Origin of the sequence: Parabacteroides sp. AF17-28, from assembly GCF_003479205.1 — a bacterium.
Lineage (GTDB): Bacteria > Bacteroidota > Bacteroidia > Bacteroidales > Tannerellaceae > Parabacteroides > Parabacteroides acidifaciens.
In genome coordinates this window covers 111677-137706 of record NZ_QUGV01000010.1, presented here as the reverse complement: position 1 = coordinate 137706, position 26030 = coordinate 111677, and the positions used below count along the sequence as shown (strand labels likewise).

The 26030-nt window shown below is 45.9% G+C and carries 21 protein-coding genes; 11 read left to right on the top strand and 10 right to left on the bottom strand.

Going from position 1 to position 26030, the window contains the following annotated elements; all coding sequences use genetic code 11:
• Positions 1-46: 46 nt before the first annotated feature.
• Both DWW90_RS20385 and DWW90_RS09455 read right to left on the bottom strand, forming a co-directional pair.
• Positions 47-409: a hypothetical protein gene (locus tag DWW90_RS20385; RefSeq protein ID WP_147382416.1), complete on the bottom strand. Its 363-nt coding sequence runs from the start codon at positions 407-409 to the stop codon at positions 47-49.
• A gap of 194 nt (positions 410-603) precedes the next feature.
• A complete protein-coding gene (locus tag DWW90_RS09455) occupies positions 604-1014 on the bottom strand; it encodes a hypothetical protein (protein ID WP_147382415.1) in 411 nt (136 codons plus the stop codon).
• A 200-nt stretch (positions 1015-1214) separates the two neighbouring features.
• Between DWW90_RS09455 and DWW90_RS09450 the strand changes: the two genes are divergently transcribed.
• The gene (locus DWW90_RS09450) at positions 1215-1652 is read left to right on the top strand and encodes a helix-turn-helix domain-containing protein (RefSeq protein WP_122344802.1); all 438 of its coding nucleotides are present in this window, start codon (positions 1215-1217) and stop codon (positions 1650-1652) included.
• A gap of 228 nt (positions 1653-1880) precedes the next feature.
• On the opposite strand, the gene DWW90_RS09445 is transcribed toward DWW90_RS09450, so the two are convergent.
• From DWW90_RS09445 to DWW90_RS09415, 7 genes are all read right to left on the bottom strand, one after another.
• The gene (locus DWW90_RS09445; protein ID WP_122332039.1) at positions 1881-3350 is read right to left on the bottom strand and encodes a glycoside hydrolase family 125 protein; all 1470 of its coding nucleotides are present in this window, start codon (positions 3348-3350) and stop codon (positions 1881-1883) included.
• Positions 3351-3362: 12 nt separating this feature from the next.
• Positions 3363-4550: a glycoside hydrolase family 76 protein gene (locus tag DWW90_RS09440; RefSeq protein ID WP_233547691.1), complete on the bottom strand. Its 1188-nt coding sequence runs from the start codon at positions 4548-4550 to the stop codon at positions 3363-3365.
• Between the two features lie 19 nt (positions 4551-4569).
• Entirely contained in the window at positions 4570-5949 is a 1380-nt protein-coding gene (locus tag DWW90_RS09435) for an ATP-binding protein (protein WP_233547690.1), read from the bottom strand.
• Positions 5950-6244: 295 nt separating this feature from the next.
• Positions 6245-8041 carry a RagB/SusD family nutrient uptake outer membrane protein gene (locus DWW90_RS09430; protein WP_122344801.1) on the bottom strand — a complete coding sequence of 599 codons (1797 nt, stop codon included), beginning with the start codon at positions 8039-8041 and terminating at the stop codon, positions 6245-6247.
• Positions 8042-8067: 26 nt separating this feature from the next.
• A complete protein-coding gene (locus DWW90_RS09425; protein ID WP_122344828.1) occupies positions 8068-11358 on the bottom strand; it encodes a TonB-dependent receptor in 3291 nt (1096 codons plus the stop codon).
• A 221-nt stretch (positions 11359-11579) separates the two neighbouring features.
• Positions 11580-12518, bottom strand: coding sequence for a FecR family protein (locus tag DWW90_RS09420; protein ID WP_122344800.1), 939 nt, complete (start codon positions 12516-12518; stop codon positions 11580-11582).
• A 100-nt stretch (positions 12519-12618) separates the two neighbouring features.
• Positions 12619-13191, bottom strand: a complete 573-nt coding sequence (locus DWW90_RS09415) for an RNA polymerase sigma-70 factor (RefSeq protein ID WP_122344827.1) — start codon at positions 13189-13191, stop codon at positions 12619-12621.
• Between the two features lie 96 nt (positions 13192-13287).
• On the opposite strand from DWW90_RS09415, the gene DWW90_RS09410 reads away from it, so the two are divergent.
• The 10 genes from DWW90_RS09410 (at position 13288) to DWW90_RS09365 (ending at position 23540) form a co-directional block, all read left to right on the top strand.
• Positions 13288-13875 carry an FKBP-type peptidyl-prolyl cis-trans isomerase gene (locus DWW90_RS09410; RefSeq protein ID WP_122344799.1) on the top strand — a complete coding sequence of 196 codons (588 nt, stop codon included), beginning with the start codon at positions 13288-13290 and terminating at the stop codon, positions 13873-13875.
• Positions 13876-13889: 14 nt separating this feature from the next.
• Entirely contained in the window at positions 13890-14618 is a 729-nt protein-coding gene (locus tag DWW90_RS09405) for an FKBP-type peptidyl-prolyl cis-trans isomerase (RefSeq protein WP_115500692.1), read from the top strand.
• Between the two features lie 170 nt (positions 14619-14788).
• Complete coding sequence (locus tag DWW90_RS09400; RefSeq protein ID WP_115500693.1) at positions 14789-15256, top strand: Lrp/AsnC family transcriptional regulator; 468 nt, start codon at positions 14789-14791, stop codon at positions 15254-15256.
• 100 nt (positions 15257-15356) lie between these two features.
• The gene (locus DWW90_RS09395) at positions 15357-16727 is read left to right on the top strand and encodes a S8 family serine peptidase (protein ID WP_122344798.1); all 1371 of its coding nucleotides are present in this window, start codon (positions 15357-15359) and stop codon (positions 16725-16727) included.
• Positions 16708-18039, top strand: a complete 1332-nt coding sequence (xseA, locus tag DWW90_RS09390) for an exodeoxyribonuclease VII large subunit (RefSeq protein ID WP_122344797.1) — start codon at positions 16708-16710, stop codon at positions 18037-18039. The genes DWW90_RS09395 and xseA overlap by 20 nt, the downstream gene beginning before the upstream one ends.
• Positions 18040-18060: 21 nt before the next feature.
• The gene (gene xseB, locus DWW90_RS09385; RefSeq protein WP_122344796.1) at positions 18061-18258 is read left to right on the top strand and encodes an exodeoxyribonuclease VII small subunit; all 198 of its coding nucleotides are present in this window, start codon (positions 18061-18063) and stop codon (positions 18256-18258) included.
• The gene (locus DWW90_RS09380) at positions 18258-18962 is read left to right on the top strand and encodes a 2-C-methyl-D-erythritol 4-phosphate cytidylyltransferase (protein WP_122344795.1); all 705 of its coding nucleotides are present in this window, start codon (positions 18258-18260) and stop codon (positions 18960-18962) included. Before xseB ends, DWW90_RS09380 begins: the two co-directional genes overlap by 1 nt.
• A gap of 12 nt (positions 18963-18974) precedes the next feature.
• On the top strand, positions 18975-19970 hold the full coding sequence (locus DWW90_RS09375) for a virulence RhuM family protein (protein WP_122344794.1): 996 nt from the start codon (positions 18975-18977) through the stop codon (positions 19968-19970).
• 15 nt (positions 19971-19985) lie between these two features.
• Positions 19986-22082 (top strand): ATP-dependent DNA helicase RecG, encoded by a 2097-nt coding sequence (gene recG, locus DWW90_RS09370; RefSeq protein WP_122344793.1) that lies wholly within the window; start codon positions 19986-19988, stop codon positions 22080-22082.
• Positions 22083-22292: 210 nt separating this feature from the next.
• Positions 22293-23540: a peptidoglycan DD-metalloendopeptidase family protein gene (locus DWW90_RS09365; RefSeq protein ID WP_122344792.1), complete on the top strand. Its 1248-nt coding sequence runs from the start codon at positions 22293-22295 to the stop codon at positions 23538-23540.
• A 38-nt stretch (positions 23541-23578) separates the two neighbouring features.
• Here the strand turns inward: DWW90_RS09365 and DWW90_RS09360 are convergent, their stop codons facing one another.
• Positions 23579-25888, bottom strand: a complete 2310-nt coding sequence (locus tag DWW90_RS09360; protein ID WP_122344791.1) for a TonB-dependent receptor — start codon at positions 25886-25888, stop codon at positions 23579-23581.
• Between the last annotated feature and the right edge of the window lie 142 nt (positions 25889-26030).

Here is a 26030-nt window from a genome sequence, read left to right as displayed (position 1 = left end):
ATCTTGATCGATTTTGAATTGACTCTTTTCACGGTTTTCGTCTTCTTTATTGACAACAGATGGAGCGACGTGCGCAGGCAGTTTGAAAAACCGTGCAATTTGATTGCCGGAAACCGGAAACACCGGCAAAGTGATAAAGCTTAACTCCCGGAGAATCGCCTGTAGCAAAACGAAGACGGACGGCGTTCCAAATATTCAAAGGAAATTTTAGGACCTTGTCGCCATGACGACCGTCTTCATCGCCGTCGCGACCGTGTTCATTTAAATGGCGACCGTCTTCATAGGGTATGACGACCGTCTTCAGGGCGATAAAGTGCCGGGAAAATGAAATAAAGGTTGACTTCCCGGCAATAGACTCCCAGGAAAGAGTAAAAAGCCCCTTTTTGGCGACTGAAAAGTGGATCAACATTCGTTTGGTTTCGGGTCTCTTCCGAAGCTAAAAAAAGTGTTTTATACAATAAGCCCTTGGATATTGAAAAAATATCCATGCCCATCCATTCAAAATTCCATGCCCATGCAATCTGATTTCCATGGGCATAGAATCCGGCCTGTTTACATTTGTGAGAACGCAGGCTTGCAATTAAGAATATTTGAATGCTTCTCTTATTTAAAATGAAGCTGAAGGAATTTGCTTCCTGTTGTCAATGCAACTTTGTTTTTATATACGATGCGGACGGAGATCGGATCGATGTCCCATTCCCGTCCAAAGGTTGTTCCCTCTTTTTCCAGATAGATACAATCGTTTTCCGGGTCGAAGATATCTTGGACGAAGATAGATGCGAGCTCTTTAGATGGCAGTCTGACTACTTTTTCCCATTTGTTGTCGTAACAGAAAAAGGTCTTTAATGAATCTTCCGTTTGATAAGAAATTAACAGTTTATGCGGGTGTATATCGTGTGTGGAAACCTGATAGGTGACGTAACAAGGCTCTTCGCCTTGCTTTCTGTAGGTGTTGCAAACCAATACCAGCAGCAATAGGAGCGTGGCGCTTGTCAGTATAGGAATTTTTCTCATTATGTGTTTTTTGCAAAGAAAGGCAGAACCGGGAATAGCGCGGATCATTAGGACTTGTGTAAAATACACAGGAGCAGGTGTTTTTTACTACATATTTTTGGGTGCCGGAAAATATTCTTGTCTTGTTATTTCCCACGAATAGATAAGAATGATATAAAAGTTCTTATATTTGTTTCATCCTATATATAAATAGAAGCGAAATGGAAACAGAAGATATCAAAACAGGGAACGTACATCAAGGAGCTAACGTCAGAAAGTTTCGTCAATTAATTGGTATGAAACAGGAGGTCCTTGCAGATTTGTTGGGGATTAACCAGCAATCCGTGTCCCGTATAGAGCAGAAAAGAGTGATTGAAGAAGATCTCTTGGTTAAGATTGCGAATATCTTGCATATTTCCCCCGAAATTATTCAAAAGCTGGAAGAAAACCCGACTTCGATCGTGATAGAGAATAATACTTTCCAGACAGGGAGCAGTAATGTCGGTGTGGTAGAACAAGATCATAATATAGAGAACCAAATTCATCCAGTCGACCAGCTAATGGAACTAAACAAAGAACAAGCCTCTCTTTACGAGCGGATGCTTGCTCTTGAAAAAGAAAAAAATGCGCTTTTGGAGAAGTTGCTGAAAGAAAAATAGGCAGTAAGGGCGTTTATCTATAAATAGTTGTTTATAATTAAATGATGATTTAACGAGGTGTGGGGATGTGTCAAAACACCCTTGTCCCCGCGCTTGACGCGGGGCCGCAAAAGAACAGACCTTATCAATCAGTTGCTTATATGGTCGGTTTTAATGCGATCCCGCGTCAAGCGCGGGAACAGGACAGTTTTGACACACCCCCACGGTTAAACACCCTTTATATCTTTGTTATCCCAGATTATTCAGAATATCGACCTTTCCTTCCTTCACCAGGCGATAGATCATTTCTCCGAACAATGTGTTTACCCAGGCAAACCACGAGCGGGTGAACTTGGCAGGATCGTCCTTGTAGAAGGATTCGTGCATGAAGCCGGTATCTGCATCCGTATCGCGAAGCATCTTGACACATTTGCGGATTTCGTCGTTGTCGTTTGTTGTGTTGCAACGCATGATGATACTCATCGGCCAGATGTAACCGAAACCGATATGCGGTCCGCCGATACCTTCGCCGGCTTTTCCCTGGAAGAAGTAAGGATTGGAATCGCTGAGCACCAGGCGGCGTGTGTTCTGGTAGATCGGATCGTTCATATCCACGCATCCTAAATAGGGCAGTGCGAGCAGGCTCGGCACGTTGGCGTCGTCCATGAAGACATGATTATGGAAGCCATCTACCTCGAATGCATATACTTTTCCGTATTCAGGATGTTCGACAACTCCGTATTTGTCTACGGCTGCCTGTACTTCATCGGCAAGCGAGTCACACTTGCGGGCAAAGTCGTTATCGCGTTTGATCTCGCGCATCATCTCGGCCAACTGGCGAAGTGAAGTGATGGCGAACAGGTTCGACGGGATCAGGAAGCCGAACAGTGTGGCGTCGTCCGACGGACGGAAAGAGGAGACGATCAGGCCGACAGGTTTTACCGGGCTGCCCCAACCGTCGTTCAACAGCGTGTCGCCCTGGCGGTCTGTCTTGCGTCTGAACTTGTACGGGCCGAGGTCGTCTTTACGTTGCTGTTCGATGAAAGTCTTGTAGACGGTTTTCATCGCCTTGTCCCAGTCTGCATCGAAAGGAGAGGTGTCGCCTGTCGTTTTCCAGAAATGGTAAGCGAGGCGGATCGGATAGCAGAGGGAGTCGATTTCCCATTTGCGTTCGTGCAATTCCTTTTTCATGTCTGTGAAGTCGCTTTCCCATTCGCTGCCGGTCGGACCTTCGTTGAATCCGTTTGCATACGGGTCGATGTTGATGCACCAGGTCTGGCGGTTGATTACGCCGGCAAGCATAGTCTTTACTTTCGGATCGTCGTTAGCAAACTGGATATGCGGGAAAACCTGGGCGGATGAGTCGCGCAGCCACATAGCGTGGATGTCGCCGGTCAAGACGAAAGTGTCGGGTTTGCCGTTTACCATCTTGTGTTCGCAAGTCGTATCCAGTGTGTTGGGGAAACAGTTTTCAAACATCCAGGCGAGTTTCGGGTCCTTCAACTTCGCCTTTGTGGTGGCGATCGCTTTTTCCACTGCTTCGGATGTGAACTGACGTTTCTCCGGTGCCGGACGTTTGCAAACATATTGCATGGCGGAAGCATCGCCGGTAAGTCCGCTTCCGGCTTTTTCAGCCATACGGGCAAATGAGTTCTGTCCTACCATCAGGCCTGCTAATGAGAGGCCGCCTGTTTTCAGAAAGTTTCTGCGTGTTGTCATCTTGTCTGTTATTTATTTGATGTTATTGATTTCAGAGAATAGTTCGACCATGCAGGCATTGTCTAACAGCCATTTGTGCTTTTTGGTCTTGACGCCTGTCCAGTCGTTGTCGAGGAATCCGTTCACGTCGCGGGTATGATCCCAGGCGTAGCGGGCGTTGTCGGCCATTGTCCGGATATATTCGGGATTATGGTCTACTTCATAAAGTGCCACCAGGCCGCGCAGCAGGATCACGTTAAACCATGGGCTGGCCGTGTAGAAACGGCTTTCCGTACCGTCTATGGCTTTGCGCACTTCGGTGAAACGCTGATAGGCGCCTTTGGCCGTTTCCTGTGCGTCTTTCAGATAAGCTTCGTCGCCCGATTGCTGGTAGAGAAGGACGCCGGCCTGTATCATCTGCCCGCTGTTGTACGTGTATTTCTCTTTGCCGATGCTTCCGTCCAGGCGGACATTGTCCCAATAAACGCAGTCTTCCGGGTCGCGGAGGTTGTTCTTGGTCCAGTCGTATGTTTTCTTTGCCTGTTCCAGATAGGCGTTGTCTTTCGTCAGGTTGTACAGCTTCATGCAGAGAACGGTTGCCGGTGCGTTGGAACAGGTGTTCTTGGATGTTTTTTTCTGTTCGCACCAGTAGATACCGCCGCCGAGCACATCGTCCCAGCCGCTATATATATAGGTATAGAGGGCCTTTGCCTTTTCCAGATATTTCTCGTTCTTAGTCAGCGCATACAGGTCGCAAAAGTCGATTGCCAACCAGTCGTTGTCATCATAGAAGCGGTCGCTTTCGCCGTTGAACATCGGGTAGCTCTGATAGCAGTTCGGCTCGCGAGTGTTGTCCCAATACAGTTCCAGTCCCGGCAGGATGCGTTCTTCCAGGCTTTGCAGGTATTTGGCATCTCCTGTCGTTTTGTAAAGCGCAATCCCTCCCGATAGCATTCCGGAATAGGGCCAGAGGAAAGATACTTCCTGATCGCGTTTCTGCTCCGATCCTTCTGCCAGGTAAGTGACCTGGTTATTCGGATTGGCGGGATAGGTCTCCTGCAGCAAACCATATTTTTCAACGTTGTACTTGGTCAGGATATTGGCGTACATCGAGTCGGCGATGGAGATGTCGCGATCCGCACCGGAATCTTTTACTGAATCAGAACAGGCTCCGCATAGCAAATATCCTAAAAGGATGATAAGTGTCAATTTAATTCTCATGGTCTAAAATATAATGTATTTAATTTTGAATTTTCCAATAACCACCTTTAGCAGGGCCAACGCGAAGAATAATGTTTCGCCCTTGAAGTGAATCCAAACGGCGTTTTACACTACTATCATGAATATTCAAAAAACTTGCTATTTCCTTCCTTGAAATAGATGGATTCTCTTTAATTAGTTCAATGATAGCATCTTCTTGTCTTTTCTGGTCGCTTTCTGGTCGCTTTCTGGTCGCTTTCTGGTCGCTTTCTGGTCGCTTTTGGATCAGAGACAATAATTTTTTTTGATAGTTTTCGCTGAAATAAAAAGTTGTCCATAGACCTCCACCCTCGTATTGAAACTCGGGAGCAGGAGATCCGGTAGTCTTACAAGCTGCAATGATGCGTTCTATTCCTCGTCCCCATGCTTCTATTTCTCCCGCACGGAAGAACACATTTGCTATGTCTGGATTGTAAGGCCGGCTACGGTGTTTGCCTAATAGATTGCTTATCGTCCATTCTTCAGGCAATATTCCGCAGTTCCAAATTTCCAACCTGTCATCATACACTCCGATTTGTATAGGTGTCAGCGATTCATACGATTTGTGGACTATCGAATTCAGAAGTGCTTCGCGTAACGCTTCTCGTGGTATCGGAAATGATTCGATCCGATGAATGCCCTCATAACTTATCATAGCACGAAGATACTTTGTTGTCAGTAGATCCATTGCTGCTTTTACTTGCTGGAATAAGTTGCCATGCACTTCATCTTGGTATATCAAATTGGCTTCCTCTTTGAAGTAACCAATCTTTATGAAAGCACCTGTAACGAACTTTTCCGGATCAGGGTGAAAAACAAGTGCAGCTGCACGTTTGAGATAATTCCCCTCTATAAGACGCAGTTTGTCAAGAAGTTCCCGATTATTGTCTTTCAAATCGGTATCATCCATACGTCCACCTCGCTTGGCATATTTGCGAAATAGATCGAATGTGGTGTTATCCAGATCCTCTGTTTTTAGAGATGGTACAGGCACGCCATCCCAAGTGCGCCCTTGCTTGCGGAGCATGAAGCGGTCGAGTGCTATTCCTTTTAATTCTTGATTAGTAGCTCCGCTTCGTAGATAATAATGGCCGCGATAGCTAATAGGATAAGGATAGGCTTCGGTAACGATTTCTATATATTCTTTGTTGTCGTCTACCAACCGATTGACATCTACAAGAATCCCCATCAGGTCACGCACCTTATTGGGAATGTCTTCCAGCAGTTTTTTTGCATCTGCAATACCGCATACCTCACCACTATCACGCACACCGACATATAACTTGCCACCCTGCGCGTTGGCAAAGCCGGATATCCATTTCAGATATTCGTCTCGCCAGTTCTCTTTGAACTCTATATTTTGTGATTCGGTAATCATCATATTAATTTTACTTTAATCACTATACCAAAAGCTGAAGCAATATATTTTATGTTACGCTTCTTGGCAAAGACATTACTGTCAGTCAACTACTGTTTTTGTAATAGCTGGTAAAATTAATACTTTTTTCTCATATTTTCCTATTAGATGGAACTCCATGAACGATTCTTTTGTTTGCGCCTCATATTACTGATTCTTCATTTTAGATGAAAAGAGGGAATGTCTGATTGTCGGACACTCCCTCCTCTATTTTACCGATACTTATTGTTCTATATCGTTTAACTGATCCACATAGGCATTAGTAGTAACCTTCATTCTGTTCTTCGTTTATCGGGCCTTGCGGGTCCAAACGGTCGATATGGTTTTGCGGGATTGGACGTAATTTGTGGTATTCCTTGATGTTAGGAGCAGCCAATACATTGTATTTTTTGACTCTTTCAATCAGCTTCTCACATCTCACCAAATCTTCCCAGCGACAGGCTTCACCCAGGAATTCCCGGCCGCGTTCATCAAGCATGAAATCAATGAAGTTTGAACTGATATCGCTTGGTGTAACCATCATTTCCGTTTGGGTCGATTTCATCCGGTCTTCATATTTGCCATCTTCTATTGTCCAATATTGGGCCGGTTTCAGTTCTCCTTCCTTATAAGCTGCACGGGCACGGACGATGTTGATATATTCTGCCGCCTTGGCAAAATCATTTTTCCTTCCGTAGGCTTCTGCTGCCATCAGGTAAGTTTCGGAGAAACGCATCTTCACCCAATTCCGGGAACCGGTCTGATATTGCATGTCGGGCCTTGTCGGATCCAGCCATTTAATCAGTGTCGGATATAATAACTCCGTGTAATTGTTGATTGGAACAAACGTATAAGGCTTAGCTGCACAATAGGCCGTAAGTGCATCGCCGGAAAGCGGCAATTCTTTCGGAATAAAATAGGCGGCTGTGTCTCCCTGTGCAAATTTCGGTTTCCCTTCCAAACTCGGATCGGGGGCAAAGATGACGTTCCCGTTTTTGTCTGTGATTTTCTCCCATGCCGGAATCGTAGAGGGGTTGTTCGCTTTATAAACCCACTGGAAAGATTTGTAGAAACGGGAGTCGTTCTTATGATCGAATAACTCGTTGAATACATAATCAGTCGGTTTCAGGCGCTTCCAAGACCTGCCATTCTCGATATCGCGCGTCATGCCGGGAAAGTTCTCATAAACGCAGACATAATACATGTGCATTTGGTTTCCGTTCCCGTTGAAAACTTCATCCTGGCTGAACTGGACGGAGAATATAAACTCCTGGCTTTTCCGGTTGTTAATGTCAAACAGATCCGTAAATTCATTTTCCAAAGCAAATCTTCCGCTTTTGATGACTTTATCAGTATAATAGATGACGCTGTCCATATCGGAAGGTTGCTGTCCTCGCTGGTCTTTGACTGCGGAACCTCTGGTCAGATAGACTTTGGCCAGGAGATGAGAGGCAGCCCATGTCGTAGCATAGCCGGATTCGTTTCCTGTTTCAGGTAAATTATCAACTGCATACCGCAAATCATTGATAATTAATTTGTAAACATCGGCTACCGGAGAACGTTTGAAGTCAGTCTTTACATCTTTTATTGCTTCGGTATTGATGGGGATCGGGCCGAATTGCTGTACTAACTCAAAATAGAAATTGGCCCGTAAGAAGCGCAGGTCTGCCATTTTCCTATTCTTAAATTCCTCGCTGGAATTCATCTGTGGGATAATCTCGATCCCGGTATTTGTCGCATTAATCGCTTTATAGTTGTTTTGCCATAAGGAATAGAGCAAACCTAACGTAGGCTCTAATGTTGATTCATACCGGTTAAACGACTGCCGCAAATTACCGTCACCACCTTGCGTAAAACAATCCGTTCCCAAATCCTGGTAAGCATAGACACGTTCTTCTCCGACTCCGAAGCGCAGGTTGGCATAAGAGGCGGCTATCAGTGTTTCCATTCCTTCCTCCGTCTGATAATAGTCGGTTGTTGCTCCGGATACCATCTTTTCTTCTAAAAAGCTGGAACAGGAATAATTCCCTAAGATGCATATCGACGCAAGTATATAATTAAATATTTTTCTTTTCATAATGGATATTATTAAGATGAATAAAATTAAAAACTAATATTGGCTCCGAACATGAATGTTCTTACACTCGGATATTCTTTTCCTCTTGCTCCTTCCGGGTCTACGCCGGGAAAGCTTGTGAACAGGAACGGATTTTGCACGGATGCATAGAACCGAAGCCTTTCTATAAATGCTTTTTTAGTTAATACGTCAGGAAGCGTATATCCAAGTGTGATATCCCTTACGCGCAGGTAAGTCCCGTTGCAGTATTTGATGGCACTGATGTATTGCGGAGTCTGGTTTGCATTGGGGCGTGGGCATTCGTTGCTGGGGTTGGACGGTGTCCAATAGTTTATATTGACGTAATTTTCGCGTCCGTTCAGGTTCAAAGGCGGATCGTATGTAATCTTCTTCCCGAATTCTCCATTGAGGAAAACTGATAAATCGAAGCCTTTGTAAGAGAAGTTATTCGCTAAGCTCACCACCAGTTTCGGACGGGAATTACCGATGATCACCTTGTCGTCAGCCGTTATCTTATAGTCGTTGTTCTGATCGACCAGTTTTATTGTTCCCGGAACAAAGCTGGAACCGTTCGCATTGAACTTCGCCATTTCCGCCAGATCTTCGGGCGTGTCTTGCCAGATGCGGTCGAACTGGTAATCGTAGATCACGTCGATCGGTTGTCCGATGAACCATTTGTTTCCGATGTCGTCTTTTTTACCATTATACAATTCGATAATTTCCTCTTTATTGGCATAAACCATCAGGTCCGTAGTCCAGTTTAGCCCTTTTTCGGATTCAAGATTGACTGAGCTAAGAGCAATCTCGATACCTTTGTTCTGTGTCTTCCCGATATTGGCCATTACGCTTTCGTAGCCGGAAACTACCGGTAATTGCCTACTCATCAACAAGTCTTTTGTCCGTTGCAAATACAGGTCGATGCTACCGGATAGGCGGTTGTTGAAGAAACCGAAATCAATACCCAGGTTCGTCTGTGCAGTCGTTTCCCATGTCAGGTTTTCATTCGGCATGATATTGGGATAGTAGCCGATCGCATTCGTGCCTCCGAAATTGTATTTTTGCAGTAATAGTCCGCCCATTGTCTGGTATGGATCAACGGCTGAATTACCTGTTTGACCCCAGCCTAAACGTAACTTCAGGTTGGTCAGGAAACTGGTTTCGGGTATGAATGGTTCATCAAAGATTCTCCAGGCGAATGCCGCACTTGGGAATAGGACCCATTTGTTCCCTTTTGCCAGCCTGGAAGAACCGTCATAACGGGCGGAAACTGTAAACAGGTAGCGATCCTTTATGTTGTAATTAACCCTTCCCATAAAAGAGGCAAGTGTCCATTTCAAGTAATCGCTGGATACTCCTGAGATCGTCGAGGCTGATCCTACATTAAAGAAATGTTGGTATTCGTAAGGTAAATCTTTTACTTCGATACCATATTTGTCCTGGGCGAATCGTTGGATGGATTGGAGCAATGTTACGCCGAGATCATGAGTCTTGTTGAATTTCTTCGAGTAAGTAAGCATATTCTCCAATGTGAACAGGTAACTTTTCTCTCCGGCATTTTTTGCCGTAGACAATCCTCCTTTGTTTTCTGTTGTCATGGAACCTCTAAAGTCCAGGTCCTGCACTTGTCTGAAGTCTGTTCCCAGATTGGTGCGGAATTTTAATCCGTCGACGATATTGACTTCTGCATAATAACTACCCAGGTAACGGTCTATTTTTTGCAGGCTGATAGCGTTATCCAAGTCCATCAGTGAGTTATACAGCATAGCGTCACCCCCAGGGTTCAGTATCAATTCCCCTTTATCATCGTAAGGAGAACTGACCGGATAATTATTCATCGCATTTACATAGATTCCGATATCTTTGTTTTCATTGCTATGCATGTATTGTGTCTGCAGGCCGACTTTCAGGATTTTCCCTATTTCCTGGTCTATATTCAGACGTACGGTATATTTCTCGTAATCCCTGTTCTTGATCACCCCGTCATTATAAAGATAAGAGGCGGAAAGCGAATACTGTGTTTTCTCCGAACCACCCCGGATATTCAAGTTGTGATTGTGGATGAGGCTTTCATGGAGCGTGTTTCCCTGCCAGTCGAAAGATCGGACCTTCGACGGGTCGTAGTTGCCGTTTTCATCATAGGCCATTAAGACCGATTCCAACGAATAAGGGTCGGCTGCCAGGCGAGGCATCTTCGCATCTTCTTCTGCCGAGGGTGTCGGGCTTTGGTATAGGCCTGTTGCGCGGTATGCCTCCCGTAATGCTTCAGTCCATTCGGCTCCATCCATTACATCGAGGCGTTTGGCGACAGTTTGCACGCCGACATAGCCGTTATAATCGACTTGGACTTTTCCTGCCTTTCCCTTTTTGGTCGTAACAATGATAACGCCGTTTGCACCGCGCGCTCCATAAACGGCTGTTGCAGATGCATCTTTCAGCACGTCGATAGATTCGATATCGGAAGGGTTGATCGCTTCGATGCCGGTGGTTAGCGGCATGCCGTCCACAACATACAACGGATCATTGGATGCTTTGAACGAACGGTTTCCTCTGACGCGGATTTTCAAACCTCCGCCCGGTGCATAATCTGTTTGTTCGACCAGCACACCCGGGATGCGTCCCTGAAGCGCTAATGCCGGGTTGGTAACTGCAATCTGTTCGATCTTTTCAGCATTGATAGAAGCAACGGAACCTGTCAAGTCTCTCTTTTTGACTGTTCCATACCCGACAACTACAATTTCATCCAGCTTTTGAGTGTCTTCATCCAGCAAGATGTTGATAACTTGTTGCCCGTTTACCGGGATATCTTTTGACAGATAACCGATATAGGAGATGGTTAGGATGTCATTATTCGATACATTGCTTAAAGAGTATTGTCCGTCAATATCCGTAATAGTTCCGTTTGTGGTTCCTTTTACAACAACATTGGCTCCGATAATGGGTTCTCCGTTTTTGTCTTTTACAATGCCGTTCAATGTTTTTCCTTCCTGCTGAATCCTGTCGGAAATATCTTCTTTTATCTGGTTGTGGACAAGGACGATATGTTTTCCTTCCATCTTAAAAGAGATATTCGTGCCTTTAAATATTTCGGAAAGCACGTTTGAAACAGTCTGATCGGACACATGTATGGAGGTCCGGCGATTAACGTTCACATTTTGTTTGTTGTAGAGAAACAGGAATTCGGTCTGTTCTTCTATGGCATCCAGAATATCATGTACAGCGACATTCTGTTTGTTTAATGTGACTTTTGCATTTTGAGAATTTGCATCCCTGGCAAAAACTGAAAATGTAATACATAATAGTAATAATGATAGTTTCATGATGCGATTTAAACTATTTTGTTTGTGCTTTTTAGGCATAAAACAGGTCTGACAAAGAATATTTATCATAACTTTGTAAATGATTTAATGTTAATACTGGGAAAATTAGAGAAGTTGTCTCGGGTTGACATTCCGGCCGGAAGATGTGGGGACATTTTCCGGCTGTCTTTTTGTGACTTATGGGCCGTTCTTCATGATGTTGTGATTATAAGGTTAATAAATTATTTGATTGTGATCGTGTTTGTTTCATCATCCCGGATGAATTGGAAGTCCAGGTCTTTTTGTATAACCCTCAATGCATATCCGATCCCGTCGCTCTGGCGGAATTTACCTGTACAGCGGTAATCCAATACTTTGGGGTTTTCGATCTTGATCGTGATATCATAATAGATAGAGAATTTCTTCATCAGTATCTCGAACGGTACATCGTCCAGGCAGATCAGTCCGTCTTTCCATCTAAAGCGATCGAGGTTGTCTATTGCAACTTTCTGCAACAGACCGTTAACCTCGCTCACTTTCTCTTTGGTCTTAAGAATTATATGGTTATTTTGATTCTCCCGGGATAGGACGTCTACGGAGCCATGCAGCAAAGAAGCCTCGAAAGTACTCGCCTCGTGGTCGTAGGCATATACATTAAATGTAGTTCCCAGCACTTTGATATCATATTTCTTTGTCTTTACGATAAAAGGCTTTTGTTCGTTTCTGGCCACTTCAAAATAGCCTTCGCCGTTCAGTTCCACTTCGCGGGTTTTGCTGCCGAAAGCAGTCGGGTAGGAGAAAGAGCTGTTGGAGTTCAGCCAGACTTTGGTCCCGTCCTCCAGGACAAGCTGCACGCGCTGGCCGGCTGGAACCAATACGGCTTGATGGCCTTTTGATTCGCGTGACGAAGGGTTTAACAACATCCATGACAAGGAGAAAAGCAAGGCGATGGAAGCGGCTATGCTGACTGCTTTCCATAAATTGAATGAATGTTTGGAGAAATGGGCGACCGGCTGGCTTTCGGCCTGTTTGTAATTGACCAATATCGCGTTCCATATCTTACGCTCCTTTAAGTACGCGCGATAGTTTTCAGGCGATGCGTCCGCCCAATCCATGATTTGTTTCTCTTCATTCGGATTGGTGTCTCCTCTAAAATATTTGTGTAATAATTCTTTTTCCATCTGATCGGATTTAAGGTGTTTAATGCCCTTTTGTTATAATAACACGGCATTCGGATGATACCCTAAACCGAAAATGTGTTTTTTTCTCCGGCGTGCAATTTTACTGGCTGCTGCTGTATAAAAGGAGTAGAAGCGGTAGGTAATCTTTCAGGCGGGAACGCAAGAGTTTCAGGGCTTTGGAAATATGATATTCTACCGTCTTGATATTTATATTTAGCTCTTCGGCTATTTCCCGGTTGGTTTTGTTCTCGTAGCGGCTTTTGCGGAAGATCAGGCGCGTTTGCTCGGGAAGTTCATTGAATGTGCTCCGGATGATTTCTTTCATCTCGGCGGTAAATAGTTCCGACGGATCGCACGCTTCCAGTGAAGAGATGCGGAAATTTAATTCCCTGGCATTATGACTGAACAATTGTTCCTCTGCCTCTGTTCTTACATTCAGATGCCGTAAATGGTTTAATGCTCTGTTTTTTACCGAGGTAAGGATATAGGCCGGAATATTCGTATCGGAAGGAAGTTCATGGCGTTTTTCCCAATATTGCATCATCGCTTCCACATAAATGTCTTCGGCAACAGCAGTGTCGCGTATGTAGGAGTTGGCAAACAACGTAAAAGGCTCTTTGTATTGTTCAAAGAGTATTGCAAAGTGCCTTGTTTCTGTTTGTCGTTCTCCCATAACTGATACAAAAGTAATAAAAAAGTGTTGCCGTTTGCTGTTTGTCTGGTTAAAAGCATTACTTTTGTGGTTCATAATTAGTTGAAAAGAAAAAGAATGGATAAAGTTAGTTACGCACTGGGCTTAAGTATCGGAAATAATTTCCAGAACTCAGGCATCAATAATCTTCAGATTGAGGATTTTGTAAAAGGATTGAAGGACGTGTTGAGTGAAGCACAGCCGGAAATCAGTTACGATGAAGCAAAACAGGTTATCAACGATTACTTCATGAATCTTCAGAAAGAAAGACTGGAGCTTAATAAGAAAGCCGGAGAGGAGTTCCTGAATATTAATAAAGGAAAAGCCGGAGTCGTAACATTACCCAGCGGTTTGCAATATCAGATCCTGCAGAAGGGTGAAGGCGCAACGCCGACTGCTTCCGACAAGGTAAAATGCCATTATCACGGAACGTTGATCAACGGTACGGTATTCGACAGTTCCGTACAGCGCGGCGAACCTGCCGTATTCGGTGTGTCACAGGTGATCCCGGGATGGGTGGAAGCTCTTCAGCTGATGCCGGTTGGTTCCAAATGGCGTCTTTTCATCCCCGCAAACCTTGCTTATGGCGAACATGGTGCAGGTGATGCAATCGAACCGAACAGCGCGTTGGTGTTCGATGTCGAATTATTGGATATAGTAAAATAACATATTAGAGAAAAATGAAAAAGATTAGTGTATTGGTTGCTACAGCGATTGTAGCTATGGGCATGGGTTTCACCTCCTGCGATTCGCACAAAAGTGCATCTTTGAAGACTGCCGCAGATAGTGTGAGCTATGCGATTGGTATCAGCACAGGTGCTGGTTATAAGGAAAATCTGAAAACGCTGCCGGGTGATCCTGCAAACGTTGACGATCTGATCGCCGGTTTCATCCAGGCTATCAAGGGCGATTCTTCTGCGATGAAGATGACTCCGCAGGCCGCTCAGGCTTACATCCAGACTTACTTTACCGAAGCATCTGCAAGAGATGCAAATAAGACGAAAGAAGAAGGCGAAAAGTTCCTGGCTGAAAACAAAGCGAAGAAAGACGTGATCACAACCGAAAGCGGTTTGCAATATCAGGTTGTAACAGAAGGCACAGGTGCAAAACCGACTGCTGAAGATGTCGTGAAAGTTCACTATACAGGTACTTTGTTGGACGGAACAAAATTCGACAGTTCCCTTGATCATGGTGGCGAACCGGCTCAGTTCCCTGTTGGCGGCGTGATCAAAGGTTGGACGGAAGTTCTGCAGTTGATGCCGGTTGGTTCTAAGTATATCGTTTGGATCCCTTCTGAATTGGCTTATGGCCCACAAGGTATGGGACGTGATATTAAACCGAACAGCACATTGAAATTCGAGATTGAATTGCTGGATATCGTCAAAGATAGCACGGCTGAAAAGAAATAAGAAACTGTCGTTTTATACATAATTGGGCGGGCGAAATATGTTAAATAGCATTTTTCGCCCGCTTTTATTATTTATTTCATACTTTTTTCTTTCAGAATGATATAGTATTGAATTTTATTATATACTTTTGATACATTAAATCTAAAAAAGGAAAGTAAAGTAGACAAGCGATGGAAAAGATAGACAAACTGGACCGGCAGATCTTGAACATTATTTCAAAGAATGCCAGGATTCCTTTCAAGGATGTAGCCGAAGAATGTGGCGTTTCACGTGCCGCTATTCATCAACGGGTGCAACGCATGATTGATATGAATGTGATCGTTGGGTCAGGCTATCATATTAATCCGAAGATATTGGGTTACAACACTTGTACTTATATCGGGGTGAAACTGGAACGCGGTTCGATGTACAAAGATGTGGTTCCTGAATTTGAGAAGATACCGGAAGTAGTGGAATGTCATTTTACAACCGGTCCGTACACGATGCTGATCAAATTGTATGCACGCGACAATGAGCACTTGATGGAATTGTTGAATGCACAAATCCAGGAAATCCCGGGAGTGACGGCAACCGAAACGCTTATTTCCCTGCGTCAGAGCGTGAAACGTGAAATTCCTATTTGCGATATTTTCGAATAGTAATGATATAAGGATATAGGCCCGGCCTCGGATGAGTTGCCGGGCTTTTTTATATGCCGTACAATTTGTATTTTTGCGTAAAAAGAGGAATGTAAAAAGAATGTCAAGGTTTTTATCAATCATATTCTTATGCTGTCTTCCTGCCTGGCTTTGGGCGGGGGAAAACTATCGTTTTCGTGTTTATCTCAAAGATAAAGGCGATGGCGGCTACCGGGTGGAAGAACCGGAAGCCTATTTGTCCAAACAGGCAATCGAACGGAGGACTAAAAATAATATTGCGGTGACAACCGCCGATTTCCCCATATCCCGCTCTTATATCAACATGCTGTCGGAGACGGGTGTGAAGCCGGTTGTGGAGAGTAAATGGTTTTCGACTGTCGTGGTTGAGAGTGCGGACAGTACTGTCGTCGGGCAGTTGCAGCAATTGTCCATTGTCGATTCCGTCAAGTGGATATGGAAAGGTAATCTGAAAGTTCCCGCAGAAGAGACGGGAGAAGAGCGGTTTGTGTCTACGGACAAACCGCAGGATCGTGAATATGGCTATGCCGAGAAGCAGATCAGGATGCTGAACGGAATCAAATTGCATGAAACGGGTTTCCAGGGCGAAGGTATGCGGGTGGCTGTTATCGATGCCGGTTTTATGAATGCAGACCGGATATCGGCTTTCGACTCGTTGCGCTTGCTGGGTACACATAATATTGTTTTCCCCGGTAAAAGTGTGTTTGTCGGAGACGATCACGGGACGAAAGTTCTTTCCTGCCTGGCAGCCGATATTCCGGGCGTGATGGTCGGGACGGCTCCCAAAGCTTCTTATCTTTTGCTTAAGAGCGAGGATAGTGATTCCGAATATCCGATAGAGGAGGACTATTGGACGGCTGCGGTCGAATATGCGGACAGTGCCGGTGTGGATGTGATATCTTCTTCCTTAGGCTATTTCTCTTTTGATGCGGACGAGCTTTCTTACGACCAGTCGGCTCTGGACGGGAAAACAGCTATGATTAGCCGCGCGGCAAGTCTGGCTGCCGACAGGGGAATCCTGGTGTTTTGCAGTGCCGGGAATGAAGGTAACGGCGATTGGGAAAAGATAACGTTCCCTTCGGATGCGGCGGGAATCTTTACTGTCGGTGCAATAGATGAAGATAAAAAGAAAAGTAGTTTCAGTTCTGTCGGCTTTACGGCTGACAGTCGGGTAAAGCCGGATGCGGTCGCTTTGGGAACAGGCAGTTGTGTGATCGGGCCGAATGGAAATATCCGATATGCAAACGGCACTTCTTTTGCGACGCCTATCCTGGCGGGAATGGGCATTTGTCTTTGGCAGTCATTGCCTTGGCTAAACAATCGGGAAGTGATCAGTTTGATGAACCGCTCATCTAACCGCTATAAGCATCCGAATAAAGAATTCGGATACGGTATTCCTGATTTTTATAAAGCATATAAAAAGGAAAGAAAGAATGGTTTACGGTCAAAATAATATAAACCGGGAACGGCAGGAGCTTTCTTTGCTGGAACTGAATAACCGGGTGAAAGGGGCGGTGTTGAACGCATTTCCGGAGACGTGTTGGATACGTGCCGAAATGAGCGATGTGCGCACGAATGCTGCATCCGGCCATTGCTATCTGGAATTTATCGAGAAGAATCCGGTAACCGGACAGCTGGTCGCAAAGGCACGCGGCTCTATCTGGGCAAAAACGTTCCGTATGTTGAAGCCTTATTTTGAGATGGAAACCGGACAATTGTTTGCTTCCGGGCTGAAAGTCCTGGTCAAAGTTTCGATCGAGTTTCACGAATTGTATGGCTACAGTTTGACGGTATTGGATATAGACCCGGCTTATACAGTGGGTGATATGATCCGGAAACGGATGGAGATTATCTGGCAATTGAAGGAGGAGGGCGTCTTTACGTTGAATAAGGAATTGCCGTTCCCGACCTTGCCGAAGCGGATAGCGGTAATCACATCGCCTACGGCTGCTGGGTATGAAGATTTTCTGAATCAGCTGGCAAATAACAAAGCAGGCTATCCTTTCTACACGAAACTGTTTCCGGCTCTTATGCAGGGAGAGCGGACGGAGGAATCTGTGATTGCTGCACTGGACCGCGTTTATCGGCATATTGACTGTTTTGATGTTGTGGTCATTATCCGGGGCGGTGGCGCAACTTCAGACTTGAATAGTTTCGATTCGTATCTGCTGGCGGCTAATTGTGCACAGTTCCCGCTTCCGGTCATAACCGGCATCGGACATGAGCGCGACGATACGATCCTCGATATGGTGGCGCATACCCGGATGAAGACGCCGACTGCCGTAGCCGAGTTTCTGATCGGGCAGATGGATAAAGCGGCCGGGGAAGTGGAAGAGCTGCAACAGGACGTTTGTTCGTTGGCAACCGATATCCTGTCCAGACAAAAGAACTTCCTGCAATCGTTAGGGAGCCGTCTGCCTGTCTTGGCAATAAACCGGATCGAGCGGAATCGTTCGCTGCTCCAACGGATAGGCATGCAATTGCCAACGGATGCCCATGCATTTCTAAACCAATGGGCATCGAAGCTGGAAGCGATGCAAGTGCGTTTGGCGAATCGTGTGGAAAGCAGTTTGGCAGAGCGTAACCGCTTTGTCCAGTTGACCGAACAGTTTATCAAGATGGCTTCCCCGGATTATGTGCTAAAGCGCGGTTACAGCCTGACACTGAAAGACGGTAAAATCATCAAGCAGGCTACCGGATTAGAGGCTGGGGATGAGTTGGTAACCCGTTTTGCCGATGGCGAAGTCCGTTCAATCATATCGTAAGAATAACAAAAACAACAGAATATGTCACAAAAGATAGAAACATATAACGAAGCCGTAGAGAAACTGCGTAAGATCGTAGCCGACATAGAGAACGGCGACTTGGATGTGGACGTCCTTTCCGAAAAAGTAAAGGAAGCGACGCGGCTGATTAAGCTGTGTAAGGAAAAGCTTTATAAGGCGGACGAAGAGGTGAAAAAAGTATTGGAGGAACTGGAGTGATGAAGAAATACGTCCTGATAGTTGCCGGAGGCCGGGGACTGCGTATGGGGGGCGATTTGCCGAAGCAGTTTATTCCGTTGGAGGGAAAGCCTGTCCTGATGCATACGTTGGAAGCGTTTCACCGTTGGGATGCGTCGGCCGGCCTGATCCTGGTTTTGCCGGAAGATCATCAGCCGTATTGGAAGATGCTTTGCCGGGAGATCGGCTGTAAGGTGCCGCATCGGATTGCAAATGGAGGCGAAACGCGTTTCTATTCCGTTCGGAACGGATTGCAGTCCCTTTCGGAAGAAATAGGAAATGCATCCGGAAGGAATGAGAAAGTCTTGGTGGCTGTGCACGACGGGGTGCGTCCTTTTGTCTCTCCTGAAGTCATAAGCAAATGTTTCACGGAGGCGGAAATTTCCGGTGCCGCAATTCCGGTTGTTCCGGTTGTCGATTCGCTCCGTGAGTTTACCGGAGGGACGAGTCATCCGGTCGACCGTTCGCGCTATCAGGCGGTACAGACGCCGCAGGTATTCGACTACGATCTGTTGATGAAGGCATACGAACAACCTTATACGGACTTGTTCACCGATGACGCATCGGTTATCGAAGCGTTTGGACACGGTATCGTTACAGTTCCGGGAAACCGGGAAAATATCAAGATTACGACTCCGTTCGACTTGTTGGTGGCGGAGGCGCTGTTATCAAGTTCCAAGAAATAAACTCTTTGCGCTATGGATGAACAAAATATCATTATATACAACACCATTGATGGCAAGGCCAAGGTTACGCTGATGGCTAAAGACGGACAAGTGTGGATGAACCAGGGTCAATTGGCCGAACTTTTTGCCACCTCTGTGTCCAATATCAATATCCATATTGGTAATATATTGCAAGACAGGGAATTGATCGCCGAATCAGTTATTAAGGATTACTTAATAACTGCCGCCGATGGCAAGCAATACAACGTGAAGTTCTATTCATTAGACATGATCTTGGCTATCGGTTTCCGGGTACGCAGCAAACGGGGCGTACAGTTCCGCATTTGGGCTAATGAGCATCTCAAAGAGTATATGATAAAGGGCTTTACGATGGATGACGAGCGTCTGAAAAACCCGAATGGGCGGCCCGATTATTTTGATGAATTATTGGAGCGCATCCGTGACATACGTGCTTCAGAAAAGCGCTTCTACCAAAAAGTGCGCGACCTCTTAATGTTAAGCAGTGATTATGACAAGACCGACAAAGGTGCGCAAATGTTTTTTGCCGAAGTGCAAAACAAACTGCTCTATGCCGTTACCGGGCAAACCGCTGCTGAAATAATTTGTTCGCGAGCTGATGCCTCCCAGCCCAATATGGCACTTACCTCTTGGAAAGGAGCCATTGTGCGCAAAAGTGATGTATTTATTGCCAAAAATTATTTGCAACAAGATGAAATCGATTCGCTCAACCGCCTCACCGTACTTTTCCTTGAATCGGCAGAAATGCGTGTGAAAGAACGGAAAGACCTCACCCTCGATTTCTGGCGTAAAAACGTGGATGCCTTGTTGGAGTTCCAAGGTAAAGAAGTGCTTAAAACAAAAGGTTGCATCTCCAACAAACTTATGGAACAGATTGTTGGCAAAGTCTATGACGAATTCAATGAGCGCAGGAAACATGAAGATGCTCTCCGGGCAGACGAAGATGACCTGAACGACTTGAACAGACAAATTGAAAACCTAAAAAAGTAACAAACAAAAAACGATATGCTCGATCTCGACAAACGTTCCATCATGTATCTGCCGGGCGTAGGCCCGAAGAAGGCAGAGATATTGCAGAAGGAAGCCGGCATTTCTTCGTATGAAGATTTGCTGTTCTACTTTCCGTATAAATACATTGACCGGAGTCGTTTCTATAAGGTCGCGGAGGTGACCGGCGATATGCCCTATATACAGATGAAAGGACGTATCCTGTTCTTCGATACAGTCGGTGAAGGGCGTGCAAGACGGTTGATCGGGAAGTTTACGGACGGAACCGGGACAATCGATCTGGTTTGGTTTAAAGGGCTTAACTATGTCACGGATAAGATTAAGACGGGAGTCGATTATATCGTATTCGGGAAACCGACCGAGTTCGGACACATCTATAATATTCCTCATCCGGATATAGACCCGGTGGATCAGGCGGATAAGGTGGCCAACGGCCTGACGCCGTTCTATAACACCTCCGAGAAGATGAAGAAGTCTTTCCTTAACTCGAGGGCAATCCAGAATTTGCAATATACCCTGTTGAGCGGCCTGAACTGGACGTTGCCGGAAACACTTCCTCCGGCTGTGTTAAGCCGTATTCAGATGATGTCGTTTCCGGAAGCGATCCGGAATGTGCATTTTCCCGAATCTGTGGATAAACTGCGGAAAGCGCAATTGCGCCTGAAGTTCGATGAACTGTTTTTTATCCAGCTTAATATTCTCCGTACGGCCAATCTGCGGAAAATGAAGCTGAAAGGGATTGTATTTCCTTCTGTCGGAGATTATTTTAATACATTCTATAAAGAGTATCTGCCGTTCGAGCTGACAAATGCCCAGAAACGTGTCGTTCGCGAAATTCGTGCCGATATGGGGAGCGGGCGACAGATGAACCGCCTGTTGCAAGGAGATGTCGGAAGCGGTAAGACGCTGGTCGCTTTGCTTGCTATGCTGTTGGCGGTCGATAACCATTGCCAGGCTTGCATGATGGCTCCGACGGAAATCCTGGCGACCCAGCACTATGCGACTGTCATGGGTTTCTTGAAAGACATGGATATTAAAGTGGCCCTGCTGACCGGTTCGACAAAGAAGAAAGAGCGCAACCGCATCTTGCCTGCCATTGCTAATGGCGAGATACAGATTGTAATCGGTACGCATGCTTTGATTGAAGAGACGGTTGTTTTTTCTTCCCTCGGTCTGGCGATTATTGACGAGCAGCATCGTTTCGGGGTGGAACAGCGTTCCCGGTTGTGGACGAAAAACGCGGTTATTCCCCATGTGCTGGTTATGACGGCGACGCCTATTCCGCGTACGCTTGCCATGACGCTGTACGGCGACCTGGATGTATCCGTGATTGACGAATTGCCACCCGGACGTAAGCCGATTCAGACCGTACACCGGTATGACAATAAAAAAGCCCAGCTCTATGATTTCCTTCGGAAGGAAATTCAGCAGGGGCGGCAGGTCTATGTTGTTTATCCGTTGATAGAGGGCAGTGAGAAGCTGGATTATAAGAATCTGGAAGAGGGCTTCGAGACTTTCAAAGAGGTCTTTCCTGAATATCGGGTTTGCATGGTTCACGGAAAGATGAAAGCGGCGGATAAGGAAACTGAAATGCAGAAGTTTATCTCTGGTGAAGCACAGATTCTGATGGCGACAACCGTGATAGAAGTCGGCGTAAATGTGCCGAACGCCTCTGTGATGGTCATCGAGAGTGCCGAACGTTTCGGGCTTTCCCAGTTGCACCAGCTTCGCGGTCGTGTAGGACGTGGAGCCGAGCAGTCGTATTGTGTCCTTGTCTCTTCCTATAAGTTGAGCAACGAAACCCGCAAGCGTCTGGAAATAATGGTGAACAGCAACAACGGCTTTGAGATTGCCGAAGCCGATTTACGTCTGCGTGGTCATGGAGACTTGGAAGGAACCCGTCAGAGCGGAGAAGGAATCGACCTTAAAATCGCCAACCTGGCGGCTGACGGACAGATCCTTCAGTTTGCACGCGATATCGCACAGGAGGTTTTGAACGAAGACCCCGATTTGTTATCCGAACCCAACCGGATATTGAACGAAAGGCTAAAAGTCCTCTTTTCCAAGAAGGTAAATTGGGGTATGATAAGCTAATATGTTGTGAAACATGTTTTGTTACAGTTGGTTGTAAATCAACGGATATAAAGCCTTGTTTTACTTTTCTTTATTTTCATTGCGGAAATTTTTCCAGATTGAATTTTGTCGGCTTGGTCAAAATTACGAACTTTGACGAGATGACAATGAAACAAGCCATTCTATTTCATGGCCTTTGTCACGGATTACTGATTGAAAGTGATAAAAATAATGAAGATACAGGCATTACTATTTATTTGTTGTACCACTATTTTGGTATCGGCCGTAGAGGTAAAAGCACAAAAAGACAAAGACGCTCCAACGCAAGTCGTACATATAAAGAAGCTGGACAAACGTGTTTCCGAGTTAATGGCGGATCGCGTTGGTATCCGTAAAAATATGGAACTGAAGGAACTGGCTACTTTTGATGAGAAAGCAATGGAGGAAAGGGAGAGTTTAATGTTCCCCGCGGAAGAATTATACGGCTCCAATTGGGAAAACCAATGGGTAGACCCGTTCCGTGGAACGGCAAAGGTCAATTTCCCGGATTCGTTTGCTATAGATTGTTCTTCTTTCGTCTATCCGATAGCCATGGATTCCATGGCGCGAATCACATCCAAATATGGTCCCCGTCGTCGTCGTATGCACAGGGGAATCGACTTGAAAGTCCTCGTTGGAGATACAATCCGTGCTGCATTTGACGGTAAAGTCCGCATTAAGAACTTTGAACGTCGCGGATATGGTAATTACGTCGTGATTCGTCATCCGAACGGCCTTGAAACCGTTTATGGCCATTTATCTAAAATACTTGTTACCCCGAACGATATTGTCCACGCAGGCGACCCGATTGCTTTAGGTGGTAATACAGGACGTTCTACCGGTTCCCATCTTCATTTTGAAACACGCTTTTTGGGACAGGCTATTAATCCGGCCGAAATTATAGACTTCGAGAATGGTGTTCCCCATCAGGATACATATGTTTTCCATAATGTAAAGATTAACGGACGCAGAAGCAATATTTACACCTCTTCTTCCGACCGTCTGGTTTATCACCGTGTGAAGTCCGGCGATACATTAGGTAAGATCGCCCGTATGTATGGAACAACAGTCAATGAATTGTGCCGCTTGAACGGTTTGAAAGGAACGACGGTTTTACGGATCGGCCAGTCTATCCGCTGTAGTGCGGGTGCCACTACCTCTACGAAGGTGGAAAAGACGAAACCGGTTGCTTCGGCTAATGTGACGAAAACAGTAAAAACGACTGTCGCCGCCGATGCAGCAGCAGTCGCTTCCATAAGCCAGAATAAAAATACGGTTTCCCAGCAGGAAGGAACTCCGCATTATCATCGTGTGAAATCCGGTGATACGTTAGGTGCTATCGCAGCCAAGTATGGCACGACAGTTTCGAAACTTTGCGAATTGAACGGTATTACCAAGACTACGGTTCTGAAATTAGGCCGTTCACTTCGTTGTTCATAATAGAAAGATTTGATATAATGTTAGTAGCCGTCTGTGTTTCACAGGCGGCTTTTTTCTTTATTCCCGGCTCCGCTTCCTTTATATTTGTTGTTTGCCGTATTGAATTTGTAACGGACGGTAACGGTCAGGCTGCGCGAATCACTGTAGTTCCAAGTGTCGAAAGTGATGGAATCGGCGTAATATCGTCCGGAATTTCGGAAAGCTTTCAGCAAATCGAATGCCCGTATTTGCAGGGTCAGCGCTTCGTCTTTCAGGAAACTTTTGGACAGTCCGATGTGGACACTGCCGAAGCCCGGACGCCAGGCTTTGCCTTCGTAGGTATCGCTTTTGCACATCCCGTCTACGTTCAGTATGAAGTGGTGCGGCAGGTTGAACATGTTCTGTATGCCGGCATACAATCGTGGATGATAGGGTTTCCGATCCGGATTGACGGTCCATTCATCCATAAACTGGCGGATCAGGCTGACTGAAAAGGAGGGATGCCAGCAACCGATATTGGGAGAGGCATTCAGCATGACCCATAGATCCTGTTTCTTCTTTACATTGCGGGGAATCCATATGCAAAGCTGCGGATCGTCTTCATATGGTTCGATGGAAGAACAGATCGCATTCTTATTATATTGGTAAGAGGCAACGAAGTATAGCCATTTATAGCTCATGTTGAGCGTGACATCGTGGGTGGTTGTCGGTTGCAGGAACGGGTTTCCGCCCTGATAAGTGAAACGGTCGTTATATTGCCGGTTGCTGCTTAGCGAGCTATAGGAAGGACGCGAAGTATAAGCGCTGTAACTCAAGGACGTCTGTACGTCTCCGAATGCCTTCGAGAGAGAAAGATTCGGGAATATATTGTCGTAATTCCTGCTCTGTGTCTCGTTGTAAACATTGTCTACATAATAGCGGTTGCGGATATGTTCGTAACGAAGTCCGGCCGAGAGATACCAGGATTGCAGCGGGATACTGTAACTGACAAAGGCTGCGCTATGTGCCTCTTTCAGACTGTTCCTGCTGTTCGGCAGGATATGTTCGGGATTGACATAACTGTCCCGGTGCTCCGTCCAACTCATTTCGGTCCCGGCTTTCAGAGTTCCGTTTCCTGCGGGATGACTGAGCGTGAGTTTGAAGGCATACAGGTCGTTATCCGCTTCGTACCGTGTGTTGACGATACGGTCATTCCCTATCTGGCTGTCCTCGACGGATTCCTGCTCTTTCCCGCTTTTATTTTTGATATAATCGAAATTCATATCTATATCCAGATTCCGGACCTTTCCCTGGTAATAGGTATTTACCGAATGGTAGCGGGCAGGGTTGGCGGTTTCCGTAAAAACATTATGTATGTGGTCGTCTGCCGTTCCATTGGCTGTGATATCCATATCGGACACCCATCCGCCGTTTCCTTCCATACTGAAAGTACCGGAATATTGAGCCCCGAATGAGTGGTTTTCATTCAGCTCGTAGTTGAAGCCGGAGGCTGAATAGGTAGAGCCGCCGTCCGACTCCAAATGCAGCCGGTTACGGATATTCCATGCCGTGTCCGCCTTGATAGTCTGGTTGTTTTCCTGCTGCTGCCAGTCTTTCCATTGCTGGAAGGAGAGGCGTGTGAAGATGTCCAGTCCTCCGTGCCGGTAGTTGAGGTTCAGTTGCTGGTAATGGCTGGTCCGGTGTGCCTGGCTCAACTGGCTGGTCGCGTTGACACTGAATCCGTCACCTTTTCTGCGAATCAGCCGTATTTTCAGGACGGCTTTCACTGATGCGTCATATTCGGCTCCCGGATTGTTAATCAGGTCGACGGAGCGTATCTCATCCGAAGTTATCTTTTCGAGTTCCGAGACATCGTAGACTTTGCGTCCGTTGATGTAGATAATCGGCGTCCCTTTCCCGAAGACCGTGAATTTGCCTTGTCTCCCTTCTATGCCGGGAATCCGTTCCAATACATCGTTGGCCGTACCCAATTTACTTAACAGGCTTCCTTGTACCTGTGTGACGAACTTGTCTCCTTTAAGTTGGAATGTCGGCATCTGCCCTTTAACCTCCACCTCGGAAATCAGATGTACATCTTCTTTCAGTGTGAGAGTGCCGATTGCGCCGTTACCGTTCCGGTATTCGGTCTGGTAACCGATGCAGGAAACCTTGATAATATAAGCTTTTTCGTCGGGGACAGCAATGCTGAATGCACCCTTGTGGTCGCTTGTGGTCCCCTGTACGAATGCCGAGTCGGCCGGGTTGAGCGCTATGATATTGGCATATTCGATCGGTTGGCGGTTGCTGTCTGTCACAATTCCGCTGATGTTTTGTGCCGACAGCCTGCAAAAAGGAAGCATACACAACAGTAAGATAATTGCTTTTTTCATTGTTCTTCTATATTTGTTTTATGCTCAAATGTAGAAGGAAAAGACCGGAAAAGGTGCATGCATCGCACCTTTTCTGATTTGCAATTATGTGTGTAAGATATTGGTATCCAGATGTAAAATTAGCGAAAAGTCTGCTTCTCCT